Source organism: Companilactobacillus huachuanensis (genome assembly GCF_005404815.1).
Taxonomy (GTDB): Bacteria; Bacillota; Bacilli; order Lactobacillales; family Lactobacillaceae; genus Companilactobacillus; species Companilactobacillus huachuanensis.
The window spans coordinates 1-25,250 of sequence record NZ_BJDF01000028.1; the positions used below are offsets into that span (position 1 = coordinate 1).

At 36.0% G+C, this 25,250-nt stretch carries 19 protein-coding genes and 2 pseudogenes; 13 read left to right on the forward strand and 8 right to left on the reverse strand.

Annotated features, from left to right (window positions below):
• Window positions 1-81 precede the first annotated feature (81 nt).
• Window positions 82-375 carry a hypothetical protein gene (locus FFM71_RS12040; protein WP_137612403.1) on the forward strand — a complete coding sequence of 98 codons (294 nt, stop codon included), beginning with the start codon at window positions 82-84 and terminating at the stop codon, window positions 373-375.
• A gap of 496 nt (window positions 376-871) precedes the next feature.
• On the opposite strand, the gene FFM71_RS12045 is transcribed toward FFM71_RS12040, so the two are convergent.
• Window positions 872-3,262 carry an SLAP domain-containing protein gene (locus tag FFM71_RS12045; RefSeq protein ID WP_137612404.1) on the reverse strand — a complete coding sequence of 797 codons (2,391 nt, stop codon included), beginning with the start codon at window positions 3,260-3,262 and terminating at the stop codon, window positions 872-874.
• A gap of 224 nt (window positions 3,263-3,486) precedes the next feature.
• Window positions 3,487-4,389 (reverse strand): aldo/keto reductase, encoded by a 903-nt coding sequence (locus FFM71_RS12050; RefSeq protein ID WP_137612405.1) that lies wholly within the window; start codon window positions 4,387-4,389, stop codon window positions 3,487-3,489.
• A gap of 186 nt (window positions 4,390-4,575) precedes the next feature.
• Between FFM71_RS12050 and FFM71_RS12055 the strand changes: the two genes are divergently transcribed.
• The gene (locus tag FFM71_RS12055; protein WP_137612406.1) at window positions 4,576-6,453 is read left to right on the forward strand and encodes a fructose-bisphosphatase class III; all 1,878 of its coding nucleotides are present in this window, start codon (window positions 4,576-4,578) and stop codon (window positions 6,451-6,453) included.
• A gap of 936 nt (window positions 6,454-7,389) precedes the next feature.
• Here FFM71_RS12055 and FFM71_RS12060 read toward each other — a convergent pair.
• Window positions 7,390-8,721, reverse strand: coding sequence for a uracil-xanthine permease family protein (locus FFM71_RS12060; RefSeq protein WP_223876546.1), 1,332 nt, complete (start codon window positions 8,719-8,721; stop codon window positions 7,390-7,392).
• Window positions 8,722-8,940: 219 nt separating this feature from the next.
• On the opposite strand from FFM71_RS12060, the gene FFM71_RS12065 reads away from it, so the two are divergent.
• The 3 genes from FFM71_RS12065 to FFM71_RS12075 all read left to right on the forward strand — a co-directional run bounded on the left by FFM71_RS12065 (window position 8,941) and on the right by FFM71_RS12075 (window position 11,453).
• The gene (locus FFM71_RS12065) at window positions 8,941-9,549 is read left to right on the forward strand and encodes a histidine phosphatase family protein (RefSeq protein WP_137612408.1); all 609 of its coding nucleotides are present in this window, start codon (window positions 8,941-8,943) and stop codon (window positions 9,547-9,549) included.
• 9 nt (window positions 9,550-9,558) lie between these two features.
• On the forward strand, window positions 9,559-10,263 hold the full coding sequence (gene ubiE / locus FFM71_RS12070) for a bifunctional demethylmenaquinone methyltransferase/2-methoxy-6-polyprenyl-1,4-benzoquinol methylase UbiE (protein WP_137612409.1): 705 nt from the start codon (window positions 9,559-9,561) through the stop codon (window positions 10,261-10,263).
• Between the two features lie 239 nt (window positions 10,264-10,502).
• A complete protein-coding gene (locus FFM71_RS12075; protein ID WP_137612410.1) occupies window positions 10,503-11,453 on the forward strand; it encodes a LacI family DNA-binding transcriptional regulator in 951 nt (316 codons plus the stop codon).
• A gap of 1,212 nt (window positions 11,454-12,665) precedes the next feature.
• Here the strand turns inward: FFM71_RS12075 and FFM71_RS12080 are convergent.
• Window positions 12,666-13,103, reverse strand: coding sequence for an Hsp20/alpha crystallin family protein (locus FFM71_RS12080; RefSeq protein ID WP_137612411.1), 438 nt, complete (start codon window positions 13,101-13,103; stop codon window positions 12,666-12,668).
• Between the two features lie 168 nt (window positions 13,104-13,271).
• Here FFM71_RS12080 and FFM71_RS12085 point away from each other — a divergent pair, with 168 nt between their 5' ends.
• The 3 genes from FFM71_RS12085 (at window position 13,272) to FFM71_RS12095 (ending at window position 16,740) form a co-directional block, all read left to right on the forward strand.
• Window positions 13,272-13,631, forward strand: a complete 360-nt coding sequence (locus tag FFM71_RS12085; protein WP_137612412.1) for a DUF488 domain-containing protein — start codon at window positions 13,272-13,274, stop codon at window positions 13,629-13,631.
• A gap of 27 nt (window positions 13,632-13,658) precedes the next feature.
• On the forward strand, window positions 13,659-14,501 hold the full coding sequence (locus FFM71_RS12090; protein WP_137612413.1) for a helix-turn-helix transcriptional regulator: 843 nt from the start codon (window positions 13,659-13,661) through the stop codon (window positions 14,499-14,501).
• Window positions 14,502-15,339: 838 nt separating this feature from the next.
• Complete coding sequence (locus tag FFM71_RS12095; protein ID WP_137612414.1) at window positions 15,340-16,740, forward strand: APC family permease; 1,401 nt, start codon at window positions 15,340-15,342, stop codon at window positions 16,738-16,740.
• Between the two features lie 625 nt (window positions 16,741-17,365).
• Here FFM71_RS12095 and FFM71_RS12100 read toward each other — a convergent pair.
• Both FFM71_RS12100 and FFM71_RS12105 read right to left on the reverse strand, forming a co-directional pair.
• On the reverse strand, window positions 17,366-18,118 hold the full coding sequence (locus FFM71_RS12100) for a TerC family protein (RefSeq protein WP_373278807.1): 753 nt from the start codon (window positions 18,116-18,118) through the stop codon (window positions 17,366-17,368).
• Between the two features lie 330 nt (window positions 18,119-18,448).
• Entirely contained in the window at window positions 18,449-19,813 is a 1,365-nt protein-coding gene (locus FFM71_RS12105) for an Nramp family divalent metal transporter (protein WP_137612416.1), read from the reverse strand.
• A 461-nt stretch (window positions 19,814-20,274) separates the two neighbouring features.
• Here FFM71_RS12105 and FFM71_RS12110 point away from each other — a divergent pair, with 461 nt between their 5' ends.
• Window positions 20,275-20,742, forward strand: coding sequence for a hypothetical protein (locus FFM71_RS12110; protein WP_137612417.1), 468 nt, complete (start codon window positions 20,275-20,277; stop codon window positions 20,740-20,742).
• 226 nt (window positions 20,743-20,968) lie between these two features.
• Window positions 20,969-21,271: a hypothetical protein gene (locus FFM71_RS12115; protein ID WP_137612418.1), complete on the forward strand. Its 303-nt coding sequence runs from the start codon at window positions 20,969-20,971 to the stop codon at window positions 21,269-21,271.
• A 670-nt stretch (window positions 21,272-21,941) separates the two neighbouring features.
• Here FFM71_RS12115 and FFM71_RS12120 read toward each other — a convergent pair.
• Entirely contained in the window at window positions 21,942-22,142 is a 201-nt protein-coding gene (locus tag FFM71_RS12120) for a hypothetical protein (protein WP_137612419.1), read from the reverse strand.
• Between the two features lie 144 nt (window positions 22,143-22,286).
• Between FFM71_RS12120 and FFM71_RS13925 the strand changes: the two are divergent.
• Window positions 22,287-22,674: pseudogene (locus tag FFM71_RS13925) on the forward strand (transposase family protein); the annotation flags it as partial.
• 60 nt (window positions 22,675-22,734) lie between these two features.
• Here the strand turns inward: FFM71_RS13925 and FFM71_RS13485 are convergent.
• Entirely contained in the window at window positions 22,735-22,893 is a 159-nt protein-coding gene (locus FFM71_RS13485; RefSeq protein ID WP_171000568.1) for a bacteriocin immunity family protein, read from the reverse strand.
• A gap of 501 nt (window positions 22,894-23,394) precedes the next feature.
• Between FFM71_RS13485 and FFM71_RS13490 the strand changes: the two genes are divergently transcribed.
• Together FFM71_RS13490 and FFM71_RS13705 are read left to right on the forward strand one after the other, a co-directional pair.
• The gene (locus FFM71_RS13490) at window positions 23,395-23,544 is read left to right on the forward strand and encodes a hypothetical protein (protein WP_171000569.1); all 150 of its coding nucleotides are present in this window, start codon (window positions 23,395-23,397) and stop codon (window positions 23,542-23,544) included.
• 442 nt (window positions 23,545-23,986) lie between these two features.
• Window positions 23,987-25,123: pseudogene (locus FFM71_RS13705) on the forward strand (IS4 family transposase); the annotation flags it as partial.
• Between the last annotated feature and the right edge of the window lie 127 nt (window positions 25,124-25,250).

Below are 25,250 nucleotides of genomic sequence, written 5' to 3' on the forward strand. Positions count from 1 at the left end.
CATTGTTAGTGTCGGAACTCCAATGATACCTGATTTTTTCGTCTTGGTGTTTTTTTATTCAATTTTTTTCAAGTGGCTAACTTGATTATAAAATTTGCCCCGCAAAATAAGGTAGAAAAAATTACGAAATATTATTTGCAGAATGGTGCTATCGCTACAGCTAGAAATGAACGTGACGACAAACAAACGACCGTTATTCGCAGTAGTTTAGTTGAAGCAGGCATCTGGTCATTAGTTGGCTCTTCCGCACACGTTGAAGAATTTATGCCGTTTGTGGCACATTATAATTTGACCGGAATCATGATTGGTAAAGATGTAGTTAACTTTAATCTTGGATCGGTGATTAAGAATAACGATTCAGCAGTGGAAAGATAGCAGTCCAGACTTTGATCCTTTCTTAAATTTGGTTATAGAAGTATCGCACTAAAGGTTGAAGGTTTAGTTAAGCATGCCGTTTCCAGAGCTGAGAGTATTCAATTGCTGCGCGGAACGGTCCGAGCCAAAGAGCGGTCTCGGACCTCGGTTGAAGCCTCGCAAAAACCCGCGAGTCTTCAACGCGCCCGGTGGTGTAATTGCTGAAGCAATAACGCCACTTTCGCTGCAAATGAATACTCTCAGCTCTTCCAACTAGTTTATTTTTTTAATGCCGGAACAATAAAATAAAGACTTCTGTTTATTTTAATAAATTAGTTCTAAGCCTGTAATAGCAATGGCTAGATTGACTTTTCACCTTTCAATCTTCAAATATTAAAATCAAAAAATGAGCTGTATCACACCTAATTATCTTTTTAAGTGTGATGCAACTCATTTTATGTAATTAAAAATTTAATTTAGAATTATCATGTGATAATTCATTCTGTATTTGAGGCTTTTATTGTACGTCAGTAACAGGTAACCATTGATTAGTAGCAACACGATACATTTGAACACCGTTAATTGTTGAAATCTTATCGGTTTTTAGACTGAATGCTGGAGCATCTTTCACGAATTCACCACGGTCATTGTATAATTTTGCGGTTGATGAAGGAGTTACGATTTGATTCGTTGTTTGATATTCAAAGGAATCATTAGCGCTAACCCATTCATTAGTGGCGATACGATAGTATTTCTGATTGTTTAAGTAAGTATATCGGTCTGTATACCAGTCACTGTCGTTGCCAAGCATACGATCAGAGATAGCTGAATTTGTTGAGTTCACTAATCCTTTAGCAGAATCTGAGTATGTTTTAACGCTGGTAGAAGTAGGCTGATAAATGTAAACATCATCGGAACTAACCCATTGGTCAGTCGCAATTCGATAATAAGTTTTACCATTTAGGGTAAGTTTTTGGTCGGTAGACCAGTCACTATTGGAAGGAACAGTTTCGCCAGTTGCTTTGCCATTAGCATCATAAATGGTAACTTTATCTAAACTTGGGTGTGTGCTAATAGTTTCCGAAACGGATGTTATATCCCCAGAATTGTTATTATTGTTATCAGAACCGCCGGAGTTGTTGCCACCACCGCCAGAATTTCCAGAATCAGATATTTTTTTAACTTGTGATACTAAATTGACTACTCCATCAACACTGGAATCAATTGTATAGGGATTATCTGAATTAGTTAATTCGTAGCCTTTTGGCAAATTAGTGGTAATTAAATCGTTAACATCTGAAATATCATTAGTATCCTTAGAGACGGTGCTAATTTCCTTACCGTCATCAGTTTGGTAGGATACATTGATAGTGTCGGCATTGACAGTTGCTTTATAATTTACGAAAAATTCGAGTTCTTGACCACTACTGTCATCATCAACTAGTACGGAGGAATTACCCACAAAGTCAGCAACGGTTGTAATGTTGGGGTTGTCATTCAGTAGTTGATTCAAGGTCTCTTGATCATAGGATTCTGATTCATCACCATTTTTTATAGTAATACTTTCAAGGTTAGACAGGTCATTTGAAAGGAACTTCAAATTGCTGTAATAAAAGGTATCACCATAGTCAGTAAGGTAGTTATTTGTAAATTTAAGGCCATTGTCAACTGATTGGGTCACATTTACCGTCAAGGGAGCCATTTTTTCTACGTTAACATCTAGGCTTTGATTGTTCGATTTAATAACGTAATCGCCAGTTACATCTGAATCAGTCATTTTATAATTACTAAGACCGAAGACATTATGGATGTCTTGAATATCAACGGTATCGCCAGCATTACCACGTAAATAGTCAGTATAAATTACCTTTCCAGAGTCCTTATCTTTGTAATTTACTTTCAGATAATTAAGGTCGCCTTTAGTATAGACTAGTTTAATGTCATTTTTGTCAGAGACAGTGTAAGGCTTGTCAGTATGAATATAAGTATAACCTGGAATATTTTTAACACTGGCCAACTCATAAGGATCGTTAATAACGTCACCTGTTTTGTACCCAGAAATGGTTTCATCGTCAACATCGGGGATTGGATTGCCCTTATCGTCAACATGTTGGAGTGTTAGTGTTTGATCTAATGGTTCACTGTAAAAAGCGAAAATAATGTAGCTATAAAATGTCTGTACATAGGTTTTTTCAAATTCCGGAAGGATATCATAGGTAAGAGTGATAGTACCATCATTATTGGTGTTAGGGATTTTATTATTTTTAGTGTCAAATGAAAGATTAGATAATCCATACCCATGGAACGCTATATCGGATATTGGAAATTCGTCATATGTTTCATTTTGAGTATAAATCAATACGTCACTCTTCTGGCCGACTGTAACAGAATTAGGATGTTCAATATCATTTCCGTTGTTATTAGGATCACGTAAGGAAACTGAGACTTTGTTATAAGTTTTAGCTACAACTTTAATGGTATAATCACTAGTCCCTGCTTCAACAGTGATGTCTCCTTGATTGGAATCAATTGTATAACCGCCATTGAGATCTTCAGCTATTTTATCTGCTAGATCAGCGGGATTTATGGTATCTCCGTCATCATATTCACCAGAAAATGTGTAGGCTTTGTTGTTGCTGTCAACTACTTTATTATTATTTTGATCGATGAAGGTGATATTTACGGTTTGAGCATCCGTATTATCGTCAGTATCAGTATTGGTGTCCTCTTCGTCATTAACACCAGTTGAATCATTTGAATTACTACTATTATCAGTAGCGGGAGTAGTTGTTGTGTCTTGTTGTGGGCTAGCTAAAATAACTTTTGCTGGTTCGGCTAGAACACTGCTTAAGAGTAGAGATGAGCAAAGAGAAACGCCGAGTAACTTGGCAACTTTGTTTATTTTCATGAAGCAAGAACCTCCGTTTTTTTAATGAAATTATATGCAATGAATAATCCTGCAAAATCAATATTGTTATAGTATAAATTGACATAACGGATATCTTTGTTCATAAATATATAAAATAATTTTCATAAATTGAATATTTGTTTAAACAAAAAGGATTTTCAACCCACTAATAAGTGAGCTAAAAATCCTTTTTGTATACTTCGATAAATATTTATTAAAAAATCTTATTTAGTAAATTGATTTTGGTCGTCCCAAACATCAACGGAATCTTTGAATCCATCAGGGTTACCACTCCAATAGAAGTCACCATACCAAAGACTGCGTTTGTCAGTGTCAAAGCCGTTGATTTCTTCCATATCATCATCACTGATTTCAAAATCATAGACGTCAGAGTTTTGAATGATTCTAGCTTCATGAACGGACTTTGGAATCGTTATAACGCCGTTTTGCAGGTCCCAACGGAGAATAACTTGGGCAACGGACTTATTATACTTATCAGCAATCGTCTTGAGTCTAGTATCATCTAGGACAGAACCACCCCCAAGTGGAGACCAAGCTTCTAGGTAGATGTTGTTTTCATCACAGAAGTTCTTAATATCAACTTCTTGGCAAAGGGGATGATACTCCATTTGGTTAACTGCTGGTTTAATTGAACAGAATTGAAGAATATTATTTAGTCGTTCAATGTTAAAGTTTGATACACCAATAGCACGTGCTTTGCCAGATTTGTAGATAGTTTCCAAAGCACGCCACGTATCCAAGTAAGTACCTGTAACTGGCCAGTGAATCAAGACTAGGTCTACATAATCGGTTTGCAATCTCTTTAATTGGCCTTCAAAGTTATCAAGTACTGATTGATAGCCTTGGTCACCGTTAAAAATCTTAGTTGTTAGAAAAATATCTTCGCGCTTGAGTCCATTTTCTGCCAAACCTTTTTGTAATCCATCGCCTACACCGGCTTCGTTACCATATTGTTTAGCAGTATCAATAGCTTTATAGCCATGTTTTAATGCCCATTGGACTGATTGAGAAGCACCAGAGTTGTTAACTTTCCAAACACCCAATCCAAGTTGAGGCATTGCGACACCGTTATTCAAAGTTACCGTAGAATCTAAGTTTAAATTCATAATATATCCTCCTATTTATAGCGCAAAGTGAAGGTATCTGTAACCAACACTACACGTTATATATATAATTTTAACTCAAATATAATTGTGATACTTGGAATTAATGATTTCATTTGGTATAGTTCACTTGTATACGCTATCAGAACTGATGATGACGGATTTTCTGGGGAAGGCATAGCACATAATATGGACAACGAATTCACAAGTAACAATGAGATAAAAACTAAGATCGTAAACTTAACATCAAATTTGAATTTACCAAAGGGAACTGAAGCTTTTATTAGCGATATTCACGGTAATGATGATAAATATTTAAATATTATTCGTAGTGGTGCGGGTAATGTTAGCCGAAAAGTTGAGGAAGTTTTTAACGGGCGTTTAACTAAACTCAATCAAAAGAAATTGGTTGGTTTAATTTATTATCCTGAAGAAGTTCTGGAAGATGTAAATGGAAAATTGATTGATGAAGATGATGCCAAACAGTGGTATATGGATACAATTAACCGATTGGTTGAGGTCGTTCGTTATATTTCCGGAAAGTATCCTCACGATATTGTCTATGATGCCCTCGATAGCAATCTCCGTGATATTTCAGAAAAAATAGTTTTCGGCAATTTGAATACGCAAGATAAACAGCAATATTATCGCGAAATGATTAAGACATTGGTCAATCTGCAAATGGGCGAGGAGTTTATCATCTCAATTTGTCATGCTATTCAAAAATTGGCGATCGAGCGAATCCATATTATTGGAGATGTGTATGATCGCGGTCGTCACCCAGAAAGTGTTATTAAACAATTAAGTGATACGTGGCAAAATTTTGATTTTGAGTGGGGTAACCATGATATCTTATGGATGGGAAGTTTGGCTGGATCTAAATTGTGCATGTTAAATTTGATTCGTATCTGTGCTCGCTATCATAATCTTGAATTGTTAGAAGACGTTTATGGCATCGATTTAACTTCAATGATCAAGTTTGCGACTCATGCCTATGTGCCAATACCAAATTTCGAAGCAAAAGTTAATCTCACAGGTGAAACTAACGAGGATAAAAATATCGACAACTGTATTCAGCAAGCGGCTGCCATTATGCAATTCAAGTTGGAAGGTCAGGCAATCAAGCGTCGTCCTGAATTTGGAATGGAAGATCGATTACTATTGGATAAACTGAGTCTGGATAAAAAATCAGTAACGATCGGCGACAAAATTTATCCTATTAAATACGGCTGCTTTCAGACAGTTAATCCCGCCAATCCTTATCAAATTACACATAGTGAACAGACAGTTATCATCGATTTGATCAATCAATTTACACATTCAACTCAGTTGAACGAACACATGTGGTTCATGCTCGACAATGGCTCAATGTATTTTAAACATAATGGCAACTTACTCTTTCATGGCTGTATTCCAGTTGATGAAAAAGGTAATTTTTTAAAGTGGCAACAAGATGGGCATGAATATTCAGGTAAGAGCTTCTGTGACTACTCAGAATACGTATTAAAAGATGGGATGAGACATCCTACGACCGGAGATTGTTATAACTCAGATTTCATTTGGTACTTATGGGAAGGGAAAAATTCGCCATTATTTGGCAAAGATAAAATGGCAACATTTGAACGTTATTTTGTCGATGATGCCAAGCTTCGAAAAGAAAACTGGAATCCATTTTTTAAGCTATGCAAAGAAGAGTGGTTTGCGGATAAGTTAATGAAGGAATTCGGATTAAATAGCCGAGGCCACATAGTCAATGGGCACACGCCAGATAATGATGAAGCGCCAATCATGGCAAATAAGAAAATTGTTGTGGTTAATGGCTTGTCAGAAGTAGATAACAGAAATAGTGAAATCGGTGGTTATGCTTTGCTATTCGATTCATACGGAATGCGTTTGGAAACATTGAAGTCCTTCACATCACGAAAGGAATCAATTGAAGAAATGTCAGACGTGGTGATAGCCAAACAAATGGTGGAACGTTCTTCCGAAAGAATAACCGTTAAAGATACAGATTACGGACAGAAAATAAAGCAGCAGATAGAAAAATTAACAGCGATGTTGCAGTAGCAATAAAAAGAGGATTTAACTAAAGGTTGAAGGTATAGTTAAGTATGCCGTTTCCAGAGCTGAGAGTATTCAATTGCTGCGCGGAACGGCCCGAGCCAAAGGGCGGTCTCGGACCTCGGTTGAAGCCTCGCAAAATCCGCGAGTCTTCAACGCGCCCGGTGGTGTAATTGCTAAAGCAATAACGCCACTTTCGCTGCAAATGAATACTCTCAGCTCTTCCAACTAGTTTATTTTTTGGGGGGCAGGAACAGTAAAATGAAAACTTCTGCTTATTTAAATAAATTTGTTTATGCCTGTAACAACAATGGTTATATTAATTTTTCGCCTTTCAACCTTCAGCCTCTAATGTAAATTATGGAGAAAGAGATGCATTAAACAATCAGAATGATAAATTTATTCCGATTATTTGATACGTCTTTTTCTGTGTTTTCTTGTTGTTAATATTGAAAATTATTTGTCGATTTGATTAGAGAACCAAATGATATTATCCCATTAAAGTTTCAGGGCAAAGTATTTCCTAAGGCACATATTAATTTGTTTTGCGAATAAAATTATTGTTCAAAAAAGACGGGACACATTGTAAGTGCTCTTGCTCAAGTTTAGTTATAGAGGTATTTCAATAATTATTTTAAAGCATTAAATATTAAAACTAATAAAACAGAGTTGCATCACACTTAATTATTTAGTTCTTTAAGTGTGATACAACTCTGTTTTGTGTTCAATTTATCAGAAATAATTCTGACTAATAAAATGAGTCGGAAGGGCTGAGAATATTTACCCGCTGTGGGTGTGGCGTTAGAGCTTCAGCTCTTACACCACCGGGCGTGTTTGGAGACTTTCCGGTTTATGGAAAGTCTTCAAACCGAGATTCGAGACCGCTTTCCAGGCTCGAATCGGTCCGCATAGCAGGTGAATATTCTCAACCCTGGAGACGGCCTACTTAGTTTTTTTATCTTTTTCCCATTCGTCTTTATCTTCATCCCAATTTTCAGATAGTGCATACTTAGGCAAAATTAAGTTGAGAATAATACCAACGACAGTAGCAACACCAACACCAGTAAATTGGAAAGTTCCAATTTGAAGATAAGCATTACCGATACCGATAACCAAAATAACTGAGGCAATCATCAAGTTACGTTTCTCATTAAAATCGACTTTATTATCAACTAGGATTCTCAAACCACTAGATGAAATAACTCCGAACAAGACGAAACTGATACCACCAATTACGGGACCAGGAACTGTTTGAATTAGGGCACTCAGTTTACCAACGAAACCGAATAAGGCAGCGAAGACTGCGGCACCCATAACAACGTAAACACTGAAGATTTTGTTAACAGCCATAACACCAATATTTTCACCGTATGATGTGATAGGGGGACCACCAAGGAAGGCAGCCACGATTGAAGCTGTACCATCACCGGCTAGAGTTTTGTGAAGACCAGGGTCTTTGAAGAAATCACGGTGAGTTAATTCATCAAGCACCATGATATGTCCCAAGTGCTCGGCCATTGTAACGAAGGCAATCGGCGCGAAACTCAGGATAGCTCCCCAGTAAATCTGTTTAGGCATATAATTAACGAACATTAGGTCAAAGGCAGGTAACTTGAGCCAAGGGGTAGAGATAACTTTTGAAAAATCAACGATTCCCAAGGCAACTGATAGCAGATATCCACCAACGATACCTAGTAAAATAGCGATATTACTCCAAAAACCACGAAGATACATATTCAATAAGACCGTTAAGAAAAGTGTGAACATGGCGACTCCGAAGTATTTCAAATCATAGTGAGAACCGTTCATCATGGCATTGTTAGCAGCACTTCCGGCAACTGACATACCAATAACGATAACGATAGGCCCAACAACGATAGGTGGCAAAGCTTTGTCGATCCAATCAGAACCAACGAAGCCGACAATTAGTGAAACAATTAGGTAAACACAACCAACGGCAATGGTACCTTGTGCAACTCCGGCATAACCTACGGTCTTCATCAATGCGACCATTGGCACAATGAATGAGAAACTAGAACTCATGTAAGCAGGAATTTTACGATGTGTAATTAAAATATGAATAAGTGTTCCGACACCAGAACTGAATAGTGCGATACTTGGATCAAGTCCAACTAGAAGTGGCACTAGGACCGTGGCGCCAAACATTGAGAATAAGTGCTGTAATGATAGGAAAGCCCATGTGCTTAAAGGTGGCTTTTCATAAACGTCTAAAACTGCATCCGGATTGCGATAGTCTTTACTATTTGGATCCAAAATGAACATCTCCCCCAAGTGAAATTTTGCAAAAAAAATAGTCCTCCATCCCGTGTATGCGAAAAGAAAGACTGAACGTGTGTCCTTATTAGCCTCACGGGACCAATATTTAAAGGATTCTTATTTGATTGCTTTCACTATAATTGAGTTGCAATGCAAAGTCAATAATGAAATACTAAAAGGAGTTAAATTAAAGCGCTAACACAGAGGAGTTTTTTTATGGTCGAGTTATATATTGTAAGACATGGTGAGACAGATACCAACTATGAGGGACGTATCAATGGTATGTCTACTGACAAGCCACTTAATGCTAAAGGAATTGCCCAAGTTGAAGAATTAAAGAAATATATTGATATCAAAAAATTTGATGAAATTTATTCAAGTCCTATGAAACGTGCACTACAAACAGCTGAGATTTTGAATCAAAATGTTCACGATATTAAACAAGATAAGCGTCTAGTTGAAGCAGATTATGGTTCATGGGATGGTCTGAAAGAAACTGATCTACGTGACAAATATCCGGATGTGTTTGATGAGAATCGTTATCTATTGCCAGGCTATACTAAATATGCCAAAAATGGTGAAGAATACGCTGACGTTTACAAACGTGTTGAAGATTTTATGAATGATATGGCTAAAAAGGGCGATGAAAAAATTATGGTTGTTTGTCATGGGTTTGTTAGCCGTTCATTTATGAAAGTTGTTACCGGTGCTCAAAATATTTCACAAATTATCCAACCAGACAATGCTGGTGTTTCAAAGTATGTTATTTCTAACAGTGGGATAAAATACATGTACTATTACGGACGAGTAAACAATATCGATTAGAGGTAAATTATGGGACTGACCAATAAAGTACCAGAAGAAGACGTCCAAAAAACGTTCAATAATATTGCTGAAAATTATGACAAGTTGAATTCAATTATGAGTTTAGGAACACATCAGAAATGGCGTCAAAAGGCGACAAGTAAAATTATAGTGGGACCGGATAATATTTTGGATCTCTGTTGTGGAACAGCTGATTGGACGATTGCATTGGCAAAACGTTATCCACATGCCGAAGTTATAGGGATGGATTTCAGCCAAGAGATGTTAAAAATCGCTCAACAAAAAATCAGTGCTGCTGGAGTAACCAATGTAAACTTGGAAATTGGTGATGCTATGAAATTGAATTACACTGACAATAGCTTTGACACAGTTACGATTGGTTTTGGGTTGCGGAATGTGCCAGATGCCGATAAAGCGTTAAAAGAGATTTATCGAGTCTTGAAACCTGGTGGGCAATTGATCTGTCTTGAGGCATTTAAGGTGGAGACACCGGTGATTAAAATCGGATGGCAGATGTATTTCAATCATTTGATGCCACTGATGGGAAAAGTTTTTGCTAAAAGTCAGCCGGAATATCAATATTTGGACGATTCCGTTAATAAGTTTGTCAGTATCAAGCGATTAGCTGAAATGATGCAGGCAGTGGGATTTAAGAATATCAGCGTTGATACCTTAATGTTTAAAGCTGCAGCCATTCATTCGGCTGAAAAATAAAGCACAAAAAAAGAACACCCGGGGAAGGTGTTCTTTTAATTTTTTAGGGGATTAAATATATATGTTATAGGGGGGATGAGATGAGATTTCTTATCTCTCATCTACAAGTAATACTATACTTGATAAGTGTGAACCAAATATTTTGAAAATGTGAAGAAATTATGAATTTTGATTTTTTACATAAATAAGTCAATAATTTGATACGTAGCAAGCTAACAATCAGAATTGGAGTGGAAATCATGTCAAACATTCGCGATGTTGCCAAAAAATCCGGTCATTCAGTCTCAACCGTTTCACGAGTCATCAATAATTTAAGTTATGTTGCCGACGATACGAAGCAAGATATTTTGCAGGCAATGGAAGAGTTAGACTACCATCCCAATGATGTTGCTAGAGCCTTGAGCACCGGGAAAACCTACATGGTTGGGGTCGTTTTGCCATATATTGATATTCCATACTTCCAAAAGTTGATTTCAGCTATTACTCAAGCAGCGTTTAAAGAAAATTATCAAGTGACATTATTGCCATCCGATTATAGTTCTAAAAATGAGATCAAGTATTTGGAAATGTTAAAACATCAATCATTCGATGGTTTGATTTTTACTTCCCGGACCATTTCATTTGAAAAAATTATGGAGTATCAACAATACGGAACGATTACGTGTTGTGAAGATACCTTCGATTATCCAATTTCATGCGCTTATACCAACAGAGAAGAGTCATATACCAAGGTATTTGACCTGTTACGCAGATTAAAATTTGACCATATCGGCGTTACACTCAGTCGTAGTGAGAAATATAGTCAATCAACTAAGCAGACAAAAGGTTCGTTTGAAAAAGTCTTTGGACAGGAAATTGCTGCTAAAGATTTGTATATGGGAGTTCAAGGATTTACTGGGGGAATCAAGGCAGCCCAATATTTTGTCGAACGGGATCCTAAAATACAAGTTATTTTTGCTAACAGTGATCAAGTTGCTGCTGGATTGTTATCACAGTTGCACAAAATGGATTTAGATATTCCTGTAATTGGACAGGAGGATTTGGATTACAGCCGCTTGATGAATTTTTCGACAATTGATCATAAATTAACTGAGATTGGCGAGTATGCTTTTTGGTCCATTTTCGAAAAAGGGATTGTTAAGAAATCCATTCCATCTGAATTTATTTTACGAGGAACTTTGATTAAATAGGGGGGGGTTCTCCAGAGCTGAGAATATTAACCTGCTATGCGGACCGGTCCGAGCCTGAGAGGCGGTCTCGGACCTCGATTTGAAGCCTTACCACGGATCGGTAAGTCTCCAAATTCACCCGGTGGTGTAACAGCTAAAGCTGTAACGCCACAACCACAGCTGGTTAATACTCTCAGCTCTTCCGACTAGTTAATTGTCTATCAACGAGTAACGTTCGTAATCTGTCGCATAGGTTAATAATTTACTCTTAACAGTCGTTTTTAGTGTCATATATTTAATTAGAAAGTTAGCCGGAGGTTGCTAGAGATTTCACCAGCAGTGAAAGTGGAGTTAGAGCTTTAGCTCTTACTCCACGGACGACTTTTGAGACGTGGTTTTCGGCTCAAAAGCGAGGTTCGAGACCGTATTTTGGCTCGAACCGTTCCTCACAGCAGGTGAAAATCTCTAGCAACCGGAGACGAAAAGCAAAAAAGACATCCTTAGGGAAGGATGCCTTTTTCTTAGGGGATTGAATAGTGTTAATAGGGGGGATGAGACTAGAGTTTTACCTCTAATCTACGGTTTATAGGTGCAGGCTTATCATGAAGTTGTTGATTGGTTAGTTCTAAAATCATTTGAATCTTGGATAGCCCATTTTTTGATAAGTCTTTTTTTATTGTATAAATTCTTTGTCCTTCTGTAGCAAAAAGCGCTACATCCCATGAGAGTGGAAAAATTCCGCTCTGCACATATTAGTATAGCTTATTTTTTACTCAACTACTACCGGCAGGTACTTAAAAGTGCATAAAAAAACACCTCGGGGAAAGGTGTTTTTATTTAGGGGATTAAATATATATGTTATAGGGGGTGAGAAAAGGGATTACTTATATCTCTCATCTACAATTTATATAATACTGAATGTTTATGAATTAAATATTTTGAAATTGTGAAGATTCTGTGAATTATGTGCCAAAAGGTACATTTTGGCGAATTATAACTGCACTTTTCATCATTTTAGGCTTGCTATGGGGATTGAATAGTCCAAAGTAAGTGTGCCAATCTGATTACGCTACTAAATTTATTTAAAAAAGAATCCAACAATCTTAGATAAATTACTAAGATTATTGGATTCCATTTGAAAAATCGAAGTTAAATTGATACTAAGTTTTAAAAATTGAAAGTTTTTAAAATATCCTCAATCTAATTTCTTTATGATTTAAATCGTAAAGAAAATTAGTCTATATCAATGTGATGTCCAGAATCGACTTTTTTCTCCAACTTTGGAAGATCAATCATCAAGACGCCGTTGTCATAATTGGCCTTGATATTTTTTGTATCAACTGCTGGCAAGTGATATTGTCTCATAAGGCGACCGCTTGAACGTTCACTCATAATCATGTCACCGTTTTTATCACTGTGATCATTGAAACTATCACGATGACCACTAATTGTTAAAACATTATTTTCATAATTAATGTCAATATTCTTCTTATCAAACGCTGGCATATCTACATGGACTTCATAATTTTTATCGGTTTCCTTAATATCAGTTTTTAGAGTTGAATCCTCTGGGAAATTGTTGTCGAAAATGGATGGAAAATTATTCGTCCAAGAATCATTGTTAAACCAGTTTCTCATCAAATTATTACGATCCATAATTTCATTTGTCATACTTTGTTACTTCCTTTCCCTTTATTACAAATACATTGTAAAATCGTGAGGGATAGAATTCAAGAAATTAGCACTCTTAATTGTCGAGTGCTAATTTACTCAAAAAATTAACAAAAATCATTAGTAATTCCTGTGATACAATTAAAATGGATAAAAGAAGGGTTTAAAATGACTAAATTGATCATGAAACGTATTTATGACAAAGAATTACCTGAGGGATATCGAGTGCTTGTTGATCGGCTTTGGCCCCGAGGTATTTCAAAAGTTAGAGCGGATTTGGATCTTTGGGCTAAAGAAATTGCTCCATCAGCCGAATTACGAAAGTGGTTCAATCATGATCCTGAAAAATATATAGATTTTAAAACGAAATATTTAACAGAAATAAATGCTAATCCTTATACTGCTGAATTTTTAACAAATCTCAGAGCAGCTTTAGAAAAACAAGATGTTCTCATATTATACAGTGCCAAAGATGAGGAACATAATGATGCAGTGGTACTAATGGAATATCTAAATTCAAAGATTTAAATATTGTAGATTGGTTGGCTAATAATTATGGAAGAATTTGATTTACAGTCGTTATTATCTAGCAATGAAAAAGTGATTATCCACTTGTTGCAGTCTTATGCGCAAACAAATGGTATCGCTGTTTTTGTTTTGGGCAACGACGATCACTTACAAGCAGGAATATTTGGTGACTTGGCAGAAGGTAGTGCTTTGACCAGGATGAATAAAATGACTGATTTATCCAAATTAAGTGTCAATAAATTTAAATATAATTTAGAATACGCCGATGCACCGCTAAGAATTAACAGTATCAATCAACGAGTTGGAAAATTGTGCGTTGCTAAAGATATTGAAAAAGGTACTAACGAAGAACATCTTCATACCATGCAACAATTGCAGGATCATGTTATTTTTTTGCGCAATATGACAGAAAGCGTTGCCAAATTAATTGTAAAAGATCGTGGCATCGATAACTTTGTCATTAAATACGCCCTAGATGTAAACGATGCGATGGATGAATTGGCTGATAATGAAGGACATGCTTTGCAACAAATTAAAGTTATGTCAACTTCGAACAGTTCTATCATATCAGCAATTGAGTATATTGATAGCAACCTTAACAAGCGATTAACCTTAGATCAAGTGTCGAGCAAAGTTTATTTATCTGATTATTATTTCAGTAAATTATTCAAACGAGAAACAGGTCTGAGCTTTTCGGTGTATTTGAATGCCCGGAAAATTCAAAAGGCAATGCTTTTGTTGAAGGAGTCGGATAATAGTGTTAAAGATATTTCCGATTCTTTAGGGTTTACCCGTTTGAGCTATTTCAGCCAAACATTTAAGAAGTATACCGGATATGCTCCAACTAAATATCGGACTGAGGGTAACTAATTAGTTTATGCCGTTTCCAGAGCTGAAAGTATTCATTTGCTGCGCGGAACGGCCCGAGCCTGGGAAGCGGTCTCGAACCTCGGTTGAAGCCTCGCAAAACCCGCGAGTCTTCAACGCGTCCGGTGGTGTAATTGCTGAAGCAATAACGCCACTTTCGCGGCAAATGAATACTTTCAGCTCTTCCAACTAGTTTATCTATTACATAATAGGATTAATAAAATCAAGACTTCTGAATATTTAAATAAATTAGCTTTAGATTTGTAAAAACAATGATTATATTAATTTTTTTACCATTCAACCTTTAGATAATAATTAATAAAAAATAATGTATGACGGTAGCTAAGTAGTAGCTATAAAAGGAAGTCACTTTTCATTTCGGAAATAATTCCAAGTGAGAAGTGGCTTTTTTATCATCAATTTATCGACATAGATATAAATTACCATTTGGCTAGTATGTAAATAGGTGAAGATGTTTATTGAAATATCTCGTAGAATAAGGAATAAATTAGTCGGAAGAGCTGAGAGCATTAACCAGCTGTGGGTGTGGCGTTACGGCTTCAGCCGTTACACCACCGGGCGAGTTTGGAGACTTACCGGTTTGTGGTAAGGCTTCAAACCGAGATTCGAGACCGCCCTTCAGGCTCGAATCGGTCCGCATAGCAGGTTAATGCTCTCAGCTCTGGAGACGGCATAAATAGTAAGATTATCTACAATTGTGAACGAAAAATGAACAATTGTTTACATTTTATGTACAAAACATCTGTTTTCATGAAAAAAATTGTAGTAAACTTTAGACTTAGTGTAATTATTGGTTATGCAGTTTTAAGGAGAAAAATTCATGAAAAATGTCTTTAAAAAGGAATCGGTCGATACGTATCTTAAGGCTGATTCCAGATTGACAAAGAGTCTTGGCGCTAGGGATCTACTATCTTTAGGAATTGGTGCCGTAATTGGTACAGGTATTTTTATTCTTCCTGGACATGAGGCTGCATTGCACGCAGGACCAGCTGTTACGATAGCGTTCTTGATTGCTGCAATTGTCTCTGGTTTTGTGGGGATGGCATATGCCGAATTTTCATCAGCGATGCCTGTTGCTGGATCGGCGTATTCATTTGGAGCGGTTATTTATGGCGAAATCGTTGGTTGGATTCTCGGTTGGGCGTTAATTTTGGAATATTTTTTAACTGTTTCCGCAGAAGCGGTTGGGTTTGCTTCTTATTTTAATAATAATATTTTAGGAGCATTTGGCGTTTCGATGCCGAAATTTCTAGCAGCTGGACCTTTAGAAGGCGGGGGTATCAATTTATCTGCCACTTTAATTGTGTTGATAATTGCTGCAATTATTCTTCAAGGAGCCAGTCTTTCAAAAAAAGTTGAAAATGTAGCCGTCCTAATTAAGGTCATCATTATTATTTTATTTATTATTGTGGGTGCTTTTTACATTAAAACAAGTAATTACGTGCCATTCTATCCCAAACAATTTCACACAAAACCTTTTGGTATGGGTGGAATTTCAACAGCTACTGCGACGGTTTTCTTTGCTTTTGTAGGATTCGATGCTTTGGCTGCTAATTCAGCTGAAACTATCAATCCGAAAAAGGATGTTGTTCGTGGTGTTTTGGGAACCGTTGTTGTTGCCGTAATTTTATATGTTGGATTTTCATTTGTTTTGACCGGAATCGTTAATTATAAAGATTTAAATGTTGACGACCCAGCAGCTTATGCGTTAAAAGTTATCCATTTGGATACTTGGAATAAGTTGATTACAGTCGGTGCTTTGGTCGGGATTTTCACATCATTATTGACGATGTTCTTCGGTGGATCTCGACTAGTATATGCACTCGGACGTGACGGGTTGTTGCCGGAAAAAATGGGTGAAGTGGATGAAAAATTTTCCGTACCTAGAAATGCCGTCTGGGTAGCCGCAATTGTTCAAGCATTCTTTGCCGGACTAGTACCATTGACGGAATTGACATCATTGATCAATGCCGGAACATTATTAGCGTTTGTATTCATTTCATTTGGAATTATTTTCTTGAGAAAACGCAAGGATATTCCAAACGATGGGTTCAAAATGCCATTTTATCCAGTATTACCAATCTTTGCTGGATTATCCAGTCTCTATTTCTTATTCATGTTACCTGCAATTTCTAAAATTAGTGTGGGGATTTGGATTGCAATCGGAATTGTGGTTTATCTTGTTTATGGATTGAAGCATTCTAAACTGCAAAATAAATAAGAGACAGCCGCCTCCGGGAACCAGTGATTTTCACCTGCTGTGAGGACCGGTTCGAGCCTGGGGTACGGTCTCGAACCTCGCTTTTGAGCCGAAAATCACGTCTCAAAAGTCGTCCTGTGGTGTAATGGCTAAAAGCCATAACGCCACTTTCACTGCTGGTGAAATCACTGGTTCCCGGAGGCTAGATTTACTAGTCCTTGCGGAATAAATCAATTAACTAGAGTTTGTTGTGGTAAGACAAAGACTAATTAAAAAGAGAGGCTGTCTATCGCTTGATTATTTTAAGTGGAGGATAGTCTCTTTTTGACAAGTTTCAAAACCAAATATAATTAGGGATACTTTAAGAACCAAATCTGATAAAGAAGCAATTTGGCTATTGAATAATAAAAAAATTAGTCGGAAGAGCAGAGAGTATTACCCGGCTGTGGTTGTGACGTAATGGCTTCAGCCATTACGCCACCGGGAGAGTTTGGATACTTGCGGTTTGTGCAAGGATTCAAACCGAGGTCCGAGACCGCTCCCCAGGCTCGGGCCGGTCCGCATAGCAGGGTAATAATCTCAGCTCTGGAGACGGCATACTTCAACATATAGTATAGAAACAAAAAAATAGCCTCCAGTTAGGAGACTATTTTTTTTTGCTCCTGGGAGCACGATTATTGTTTATTTGGTGAATGATCAATGTGACGATAATTGAGGCAACCAATACACCTACAAAGACCATATTAGGAATTTCAATATCAATTGCGGGAATTGACAAGAATAATTTAACCGAGATAAACAGAATCAGAAAGTATGCCATTCCATTTAACTCTGGGATTTTACTCATAAGTCCCATAATCAATTCAGCAATCCCTCTCATTGCCAAAATACCAATCATACCACCAATCAGCACGATAACTGGGTTACTTGATACTGCTAATGAAGCCAAAACTGAATCGATTGAGAAGACGATGTCCATCAATTCAATTGAGATAACGACTTGCCAGAAGCGTGAAATATGAAGATGCTTTTCAAAGGCATTTTCTTTCCGTTCAGTCGGAGCTTCAGTTGGTTGGTTCTTTTTGCTGAAAAAGAAATGATTCAAGAATAGATAAAATAGGTAACCGGCACCTAAAACTTTTATCCACCAGAAATCGATTAAATAGACACCGATTCCAATCACTAAAAATCTGAAGATATAAGCACCGAAAAGTCCGTAAAATAGTGACTTTTCTTGTTCCGCTTTGTTAGGTAATGATTGAGTCTGAGCAGCCAAAACAACGGCATTGTCGACAGATAACATACATTCCATAACGATTAAAGATAGGATAATTAACCAATCTTCCCCCGATTCGATAACCGTTGCCCAGTTATGGAGATCAAAGAATGGTCCATACATATTTACAAGTGCATTCAATCAATATTCCTTGCTTTCTATTTGTTTTCTTAGTTTGATGATACCAGATTATATCATAGGTTGACAATTAGGCTACTTCAAAATAGGAAAGTGGTCCGTTTTTATTTAGCATTCAAAATAAAGCCCTGCAACGTTTGGATTGATTCCAAAAATTGCAGGACTTGTTTTGATTTAGTAGGAAAGTTTTCTCGAAATCAGATAACTAGACTATTGTTTGTTAATAGTATAAATCACGAGATATTTCATCAACCAAAGAATAAATTAGTCGGAAGAGCAGGTTAATACTCTCGGCTATGGAGACGGAAACCTTTATTATGCCCCAGGAACAAATGTAGTATAAATCAACCACATATTAAGAATCGTCAGCACAATGGCAATGAAATAACCAAGATATTCGATAACTTTGTTATTAGCAAACTCACCCATCAATTCCTTATTACTAGTAAAACGGATCAGTGGGAAAATCGAGAATGGCAATGCCACACTCAAGAATACTTGTGAGAATGTCAAAAGTGATTCAATCTTAGCTTCATTACCGTTATAAATAATGGCAAAGGTAATAACTGGAAGAATTGATAACAAACGAGTGATAACTCTTCGTACCCAAAGTTTCATCTTCATGTGGACGAAACCTTCCATAACGATTTGTCCTGAGAGTATTCCGGTGATAGTTGAGTTTTGACCAGAAGCCAAAAGTGCTACCGCAAACAGAATACTTAGAACGGGACTGGCTACCGCACCAGCAACTTTAGGATCTTGTAGTGCGTTGAACAGATCAACGAAACGTCCTAAATCACTGTTTGTACCATAGAATAAAGCAGCTCCCAATAGCAATAGTAAAGTATTAACGATGAAAGCTAATGTTAATTGAATATTTGAATCCCAAGTTGAGAAACGAACAGCTTGATGTACACTCTTAGAATCATTGCGGTCATATTTTCTGGCCTGTGAAATTGAGGAGTGTAGGTACAAATTATGTGGCATAACCGTAGCACCAACGATACCTAATGAAAGGTAAAGCATGCTTTGATTTTGAAGAATTTTTGGATCTGGTACAAAACCGATGACCATTTGGCCCATATCTGGTTTTGCCAAGATAACTTCATATAAGAAGACGAAGAGGATAACCATGATTAACGTGGCTACAATAGCTTCGATTTTTCTGAAACCTAATTTCATTAAGATCAGTAGTAGCAGTACGTCAAAGGCGGTAATAATAACACCCCAGAGTACCGGTATATTGAATAGTAATTTTAACGCGATCGCGGAACCAATAATTTCTGCAATATCAGTCGCCATAATGGCTAATTCGGTGATTACCCACAGGATAAAACCGCCCACACGGGAAGTTCTATCTCTAGTCAATTGGGCCAAATCTCTTCCGGTCACAATGCCTAGTTTAGCTGCCATGTATTGCAAAAGCATCGCAATCAAACTAGAAATCAAGATAACAGATAGTAATTTGTACTTAAATTGTGCCCCACCGGCAATTGATGTAACCCAGTTACCTGGATCCATGTAACCCACGGCAACCAATGCCCCTGGACCACTATATGCTAACAGAGTTTTAAAGAAACCAGCATCAGTCGGAACTTCAACGGTGTCGTTAATTTCTTCCAAGGAAGGGCCGTTAGCATAATGAATAAGGCTTTCGTGCTTTTTATTTTTTTCACTCAAGCTTATATCCCCCTTTTTTTGTCTCCAGATATAATATCATGTTAGAGACTGATTTTAAACCCCATAAACAAAAAAATTAAGTCTACCTAATAAAAACTTGATTAAAGCTGATGTCAAGGTGATTCTGGGCTTTTAAATAATAGAATAATTTATGATTTTTTATGAAATTGACCGAATCCAAATATGCATTTGACCAATAAAAGCTTGCTATCATGAATTTACTGTCTAAGTACGATACAATATAGGTAAGCAAATTAAGTTTGCCGTCCACACAGTAGGGTTAATATTTTCAACTTCTCCAATTCATTTATTATTTTAAACGTGAAGTGGCATTGGATTATTAATTCTTCCGTGGGTAAATGTATTACTTCGGTAGGCAATTTACTGTTAAACTTAATCCGTAAGGATTCTTGAAAATAAAATCAGATTAATTATAATGACTAGAAAAGAGATAAATTTAAATGAGTACAATACTATTAGTAGTAGATGTCATCTTTTTTCTCGGTGCTGTCTTTAATGTTTATTGGCAATCACAGATTGAAATCAGATCGATATATAAAGTTTCATCATTAATCTTTGCGGCTTTTATTGGCGCATGGTTGTTAGTTTCACCAACCAATCAATTGTCGTACATTATCATGGTGGCATTGTTCATGTTGCTAAATATCATGAATGGTGTCGGCGGTGTCGGCGAAAAGAAAATCGTGTTGAACGGTTTCTATTCAGGTGTGCTAGATTATGCTTCAGTAGTTCATGTAACTTTGATTCCAATCGAAATTGATGGACGTAAACCAAAGGTAGCAGTAATTTTTAACACTAAACGACCACAACAAGTTGAAATGAACTTTAATATTTCATATAAAGAAATGGAAAAATACTTGCAGAAGAAGTTGTCTAATGACGCTTCAGTTGAAGTTGGACAAATATAAAAAATAGACCTCATGGGGGGCCTATTTTTTTGGCCAAATAGAGCAGAATCAATCCATGAATAGCTCGTTAATTTTACGACTATATATTATCTGAGATTTTTTGGTTACGATATAATATCACGTTATTCAAGATACTTTTGAAATTTAATTAGGATTTCTGTTATGTTTGAGTTATGGATATTTCATGAAGTGAGTTGAGTATAGATGCTAAGGGGAACAATGTATTATGAAAAAAACAGCTTATGAACAAGTTTTCGAAATTGTCGATGAAATGTACAATTCTTTATCCAAAAATCCTGACACCAATCCAGATATCATTAAAGTTTTAATGACTGCCGGTACGTATCTAAGCAAAAAAAAGAGTGCACCTCAAATAATTGCTTCTAAAACAGTCAGTGGAATTTTGTTTGCCAATGCATCCAATAATTCAAGACTAGATCAAGCTAATTGGGATCGTTTGAAGCAATTGATAATGTTAGCCAAAGATGGGGGCCCGATGGGTCCAACCGATTTCAGAGCCCAGTTTTAAGGGGAGTTTAGTTAAGTATGCCGTTTCCAGAGTTGAGAGTGTTCAATTGCTGTCCGAGCCAAAGTACGGTCTCGAACCTTAGGCTGTTTGTTTGAAGCCTAGCAACCCCCCCGCATAAAATCCTAATCATTTAAATAATTAACTCTAGGGCTGTAACAATAACGGTTATATTAATATTTCTCCTTCCAACCTTTAGCTACACATATAAAAAAATAGACCTCTTGTGAGGTCTATTTTTTCCACAATAATTTTTCAGAGGTATTAAATTCAATCCTCTCGGATAATTTAACTACAGGGGCTTTATTGAAAAGTAAAAAGTATTGTAGATGTCGTGGTTTTTCTTATTCTTTTAGAATGAAGGCATCAAGCATAAGAATGATTATGAAGATTAATGATCCCTAATTTGAAATTGAGTAAATATGCTTAAATAGAATGTCCTTAATTATTTCAGGAGTGAATAGAATACCTACCAAAAAGGTAAAGTTTTATAAAAATTATGGTTCTTTCTCAACTTTGGTTATAAAAGGATTGCGTATGCATATTTAATTTAGAAATTTGTCAAAAAGAGACTGTCTTCCACTTGAAATAATTCCAAGCGAGAAACAGCCTCTTTTTCTCATAACCAAAGTTGAGAAAGAACCGAATTCAGGGTATCCTGTCCCAATTCAAACTATTTTTTCAAGAAAGCAAGCACGTTCTTCTCATTTGATTTCATGTTCCCTGCTAGAAATGCAATTATGACTGCAACAACAGAAAACGAAAATTCCCATACTGACCATTTAAAAACTAGTGTTAAAACTAACATAATAAAAACTGAAATTAACATGACTCCATCTCTAGGGCCTAATTTCAAATACGGATACATCATCATTGGATATCACTTCCTTCATTTTGACATGTCATCTAATACAACAATTAATATATATTAATAATCGATTTATAATGATTAAAAATATTATCGATTGAATTTTTTTGTATTATCGCAAACTTTTGTTTGTTTTTAGTGTGATTGTTCTTCAAAGATAGTTTTGAAGTGACTAATCAGGGAATACCATTTGCTTATACAATTACTAAGGCGTCCATTTACTATATAAATATGGTCCTCACTCTAATAGGCCAATATTCTGTCCGCGTGCCTTAGCTGATTCTGGTTATTTGAGTAAGAAATTAAAGATCGGCTTAGCTCGTATAGGTGTCGAATTCTGGACGCCTAAGCGCAGGAATATGTTTAACTATGGGACGAATACTCGATTATTAACACATGATAGAAGACAAAATGAGACGATATTTTCTCGTTGTGGAATTACTTTTAATCTGGAAACAGAACTCGTTCACTAGATAGTTTTCAAACAGGAATCGAACAATGTTTGTTATTAGTAGATACTTTAAAACGGATTAACTAGCACCATGCGTAATTATCTATTTTTAGGTGGCAGTGTCATTGGAACAATAAAATTATTGTGCTAATCCTGATAGATAGTTAAACATACGCTAATGTTACTGTCGCCATTGTTCAGCTCCTTAGCACCCTGTAAAAGACACTTTTTGTAATTGATAGGTTGATTTGAAAAATCTTCATTATAAGAGTCATCGATTAAATTAAATAGAGTCGTATTATCCATTTTTATAACCTCGTTTCTTATAGCAGCAATTATTATTTTGCTTATCTAAATAATACATCGATGGCTATATGTGGAGGATAAAATATCTTGAAGGTAGTTAATACTCTTCTTGAATCAATGATAATTGTTAAAAATGTGGTTGTGACGTCATCTAACATCATTCAGGATGTTTTTCTAATTTAATTGAAATTATTGTCATATTTAGTTTATACAAAGATTTTAAATAGCAAATTAGGCAATCTATTGAAATGAAAACAGTTTGAATGGGTACACTGGTTGTTACTATACTTGCTATTTTTGATTCTTTTTTGCGTTCTTTTTTTAAAAGGAAAACAACTAATTTTATCTTATTTCTATTTGTGTTTGATTGTAAATGAAAGGTGAAGAGAATCTTCTTAGACACTCAACTTGAAACTTAAGGCTGATTGTCTATTTTATTGTTTAATTATCATGGAGATATTATTTAGCGATTATAAATTCTAAAGGAGGGAATAATGCACTATGAAAAAGTCAGTTTATGAACAGGCTTTTGAAATCGTCGATGAAATGTACAATTCTTTATCCCAAAATCCTGACACTGATCCAGATATCATTAAAGTTTTAATGACTGCTGGTACGTATCTAAGTAAAAAAAGAGTTCACCTCAAATAATTGCTTCTAAAACAGTCAGTGGAATTTTGCTAGCCAATGCATCCAATGATTCAAGACTCGACCAAGCTAATTGGAATCGTTTGAAGCAATTGATAATGTTAGCCAAAGATGGTGGTCCGATGGGTCCAACCGATTTCAGAGCCCAATTTTAAGTGGAGTTTAGTTCTTTTTTCGCAATGATTTTGCGAAGGTATTAAATTCAATCTTTTAAGATAATTTAATTGCGATAATTTAATTACAGGGGTGTTATTAAAAAAGAATTGTAAGCAACCAGTAGTAAATAAGTAACTAAAGGTTGAAAGCTGAATAACATACAATAAAGCCCCGGCATTCTGGGGCTTTATTGTATAAAAAAAGACATGAGCTTACTCATATCCTTATAATTAAGTCGCCAAAACCAATATATAAAGGCGTATATAAAGGAGTATTCATGTCCATGACTATTTTGCATTCCGCAAATATCAGTAAAACAAAAGGTGTTAGGGTAACGGTCTTGTTAGAATAGCTTATAACGGCTGTTTTTAAGCGCTATTCCATTTTCAGAGCCAATAAAAGTAAATTATTTACAACAAAGACTGTTAGAAATTGTTTAAATGATCCTCATACTAATTGGCAAAAACTTGTTCAATTATTGACAATTAATCTAATATCCTACGTTGAACATTTTACAGATTCTAGAAGACGGCAAGCCTTAATAATAGATGATTCACTATTCAAACGTGAGTTTTCCAAAAATACTGAGTTACTAGCACGTGTTTTTGATCATAACAAACAGAAACTCTTTAATGGATTCCGCACTCTAACCATAGGTTGGAGTGACGGAAATACTTTTTTGAAAATTAACTTTGCATTAATGTCATCGTCAAAAAAAGAATCAGTTAGGCGTTTTTAAATGCTTTGATAAACGTTCCTTGGCATATAAAAGACGTGATCAAGCACAACGTAAGATGAATGAGGTAGCTCTTGAACTAATAGATTCTGCTGTAAAAAGCGGCATAAAAGCTAAGTATGTTCTTTTTGATAGCTGGTATAGTTCACCACGTATGTTCTCGGAATTACTCTAACGTGGCCTTTTTGCAGTGGGAATGCTCAAAAAAGTTAAAAAAGTATACTTCCGCTATCGCGGTCGTACCATGGATGTAAAAAATCACTTTATGGAATCCTTTGTCGGACCAAGTGGTCCACAAAGGAGAAGTACCTATATAGTTCGATAGTTACTTTTAACGTTGATGGTCAGGAATTGCCCGTTAAATTAGTATTTGTCACTAAACGTGGAGATAAGAATAACTATTTGGTTCTAGGAACAACGAAAACAAGTTTAGAATCTACTGATATTATTCAAATGTACGCTCGCCGTTGGCAAATTGAGGGCTACTTCAAATTAGCCAAACAATATCTCCAATTCGATAAAACACAAATCCAAAGGTATGATGGATTATGTGGTCACTTGGCTGTCATTGTACTTGCTTACGATATTCTTGGCCTAAACCAGCGAGAATATATCGATGATAGAACGATAGGCGATATATTTTATGATTATGAACGAAGTTTACCTGATATTGCGTTTGTTGATGCACTAGTGGAGTGTAGCTCTCACTTTTATATTCTGATATAATCAATTCAAAAAAGGATATATTTTATGAAATCAGATATCAGACCTGTTAAACAACACATCAATCTTTCCGATGATCAAGTTACTCGTTTAC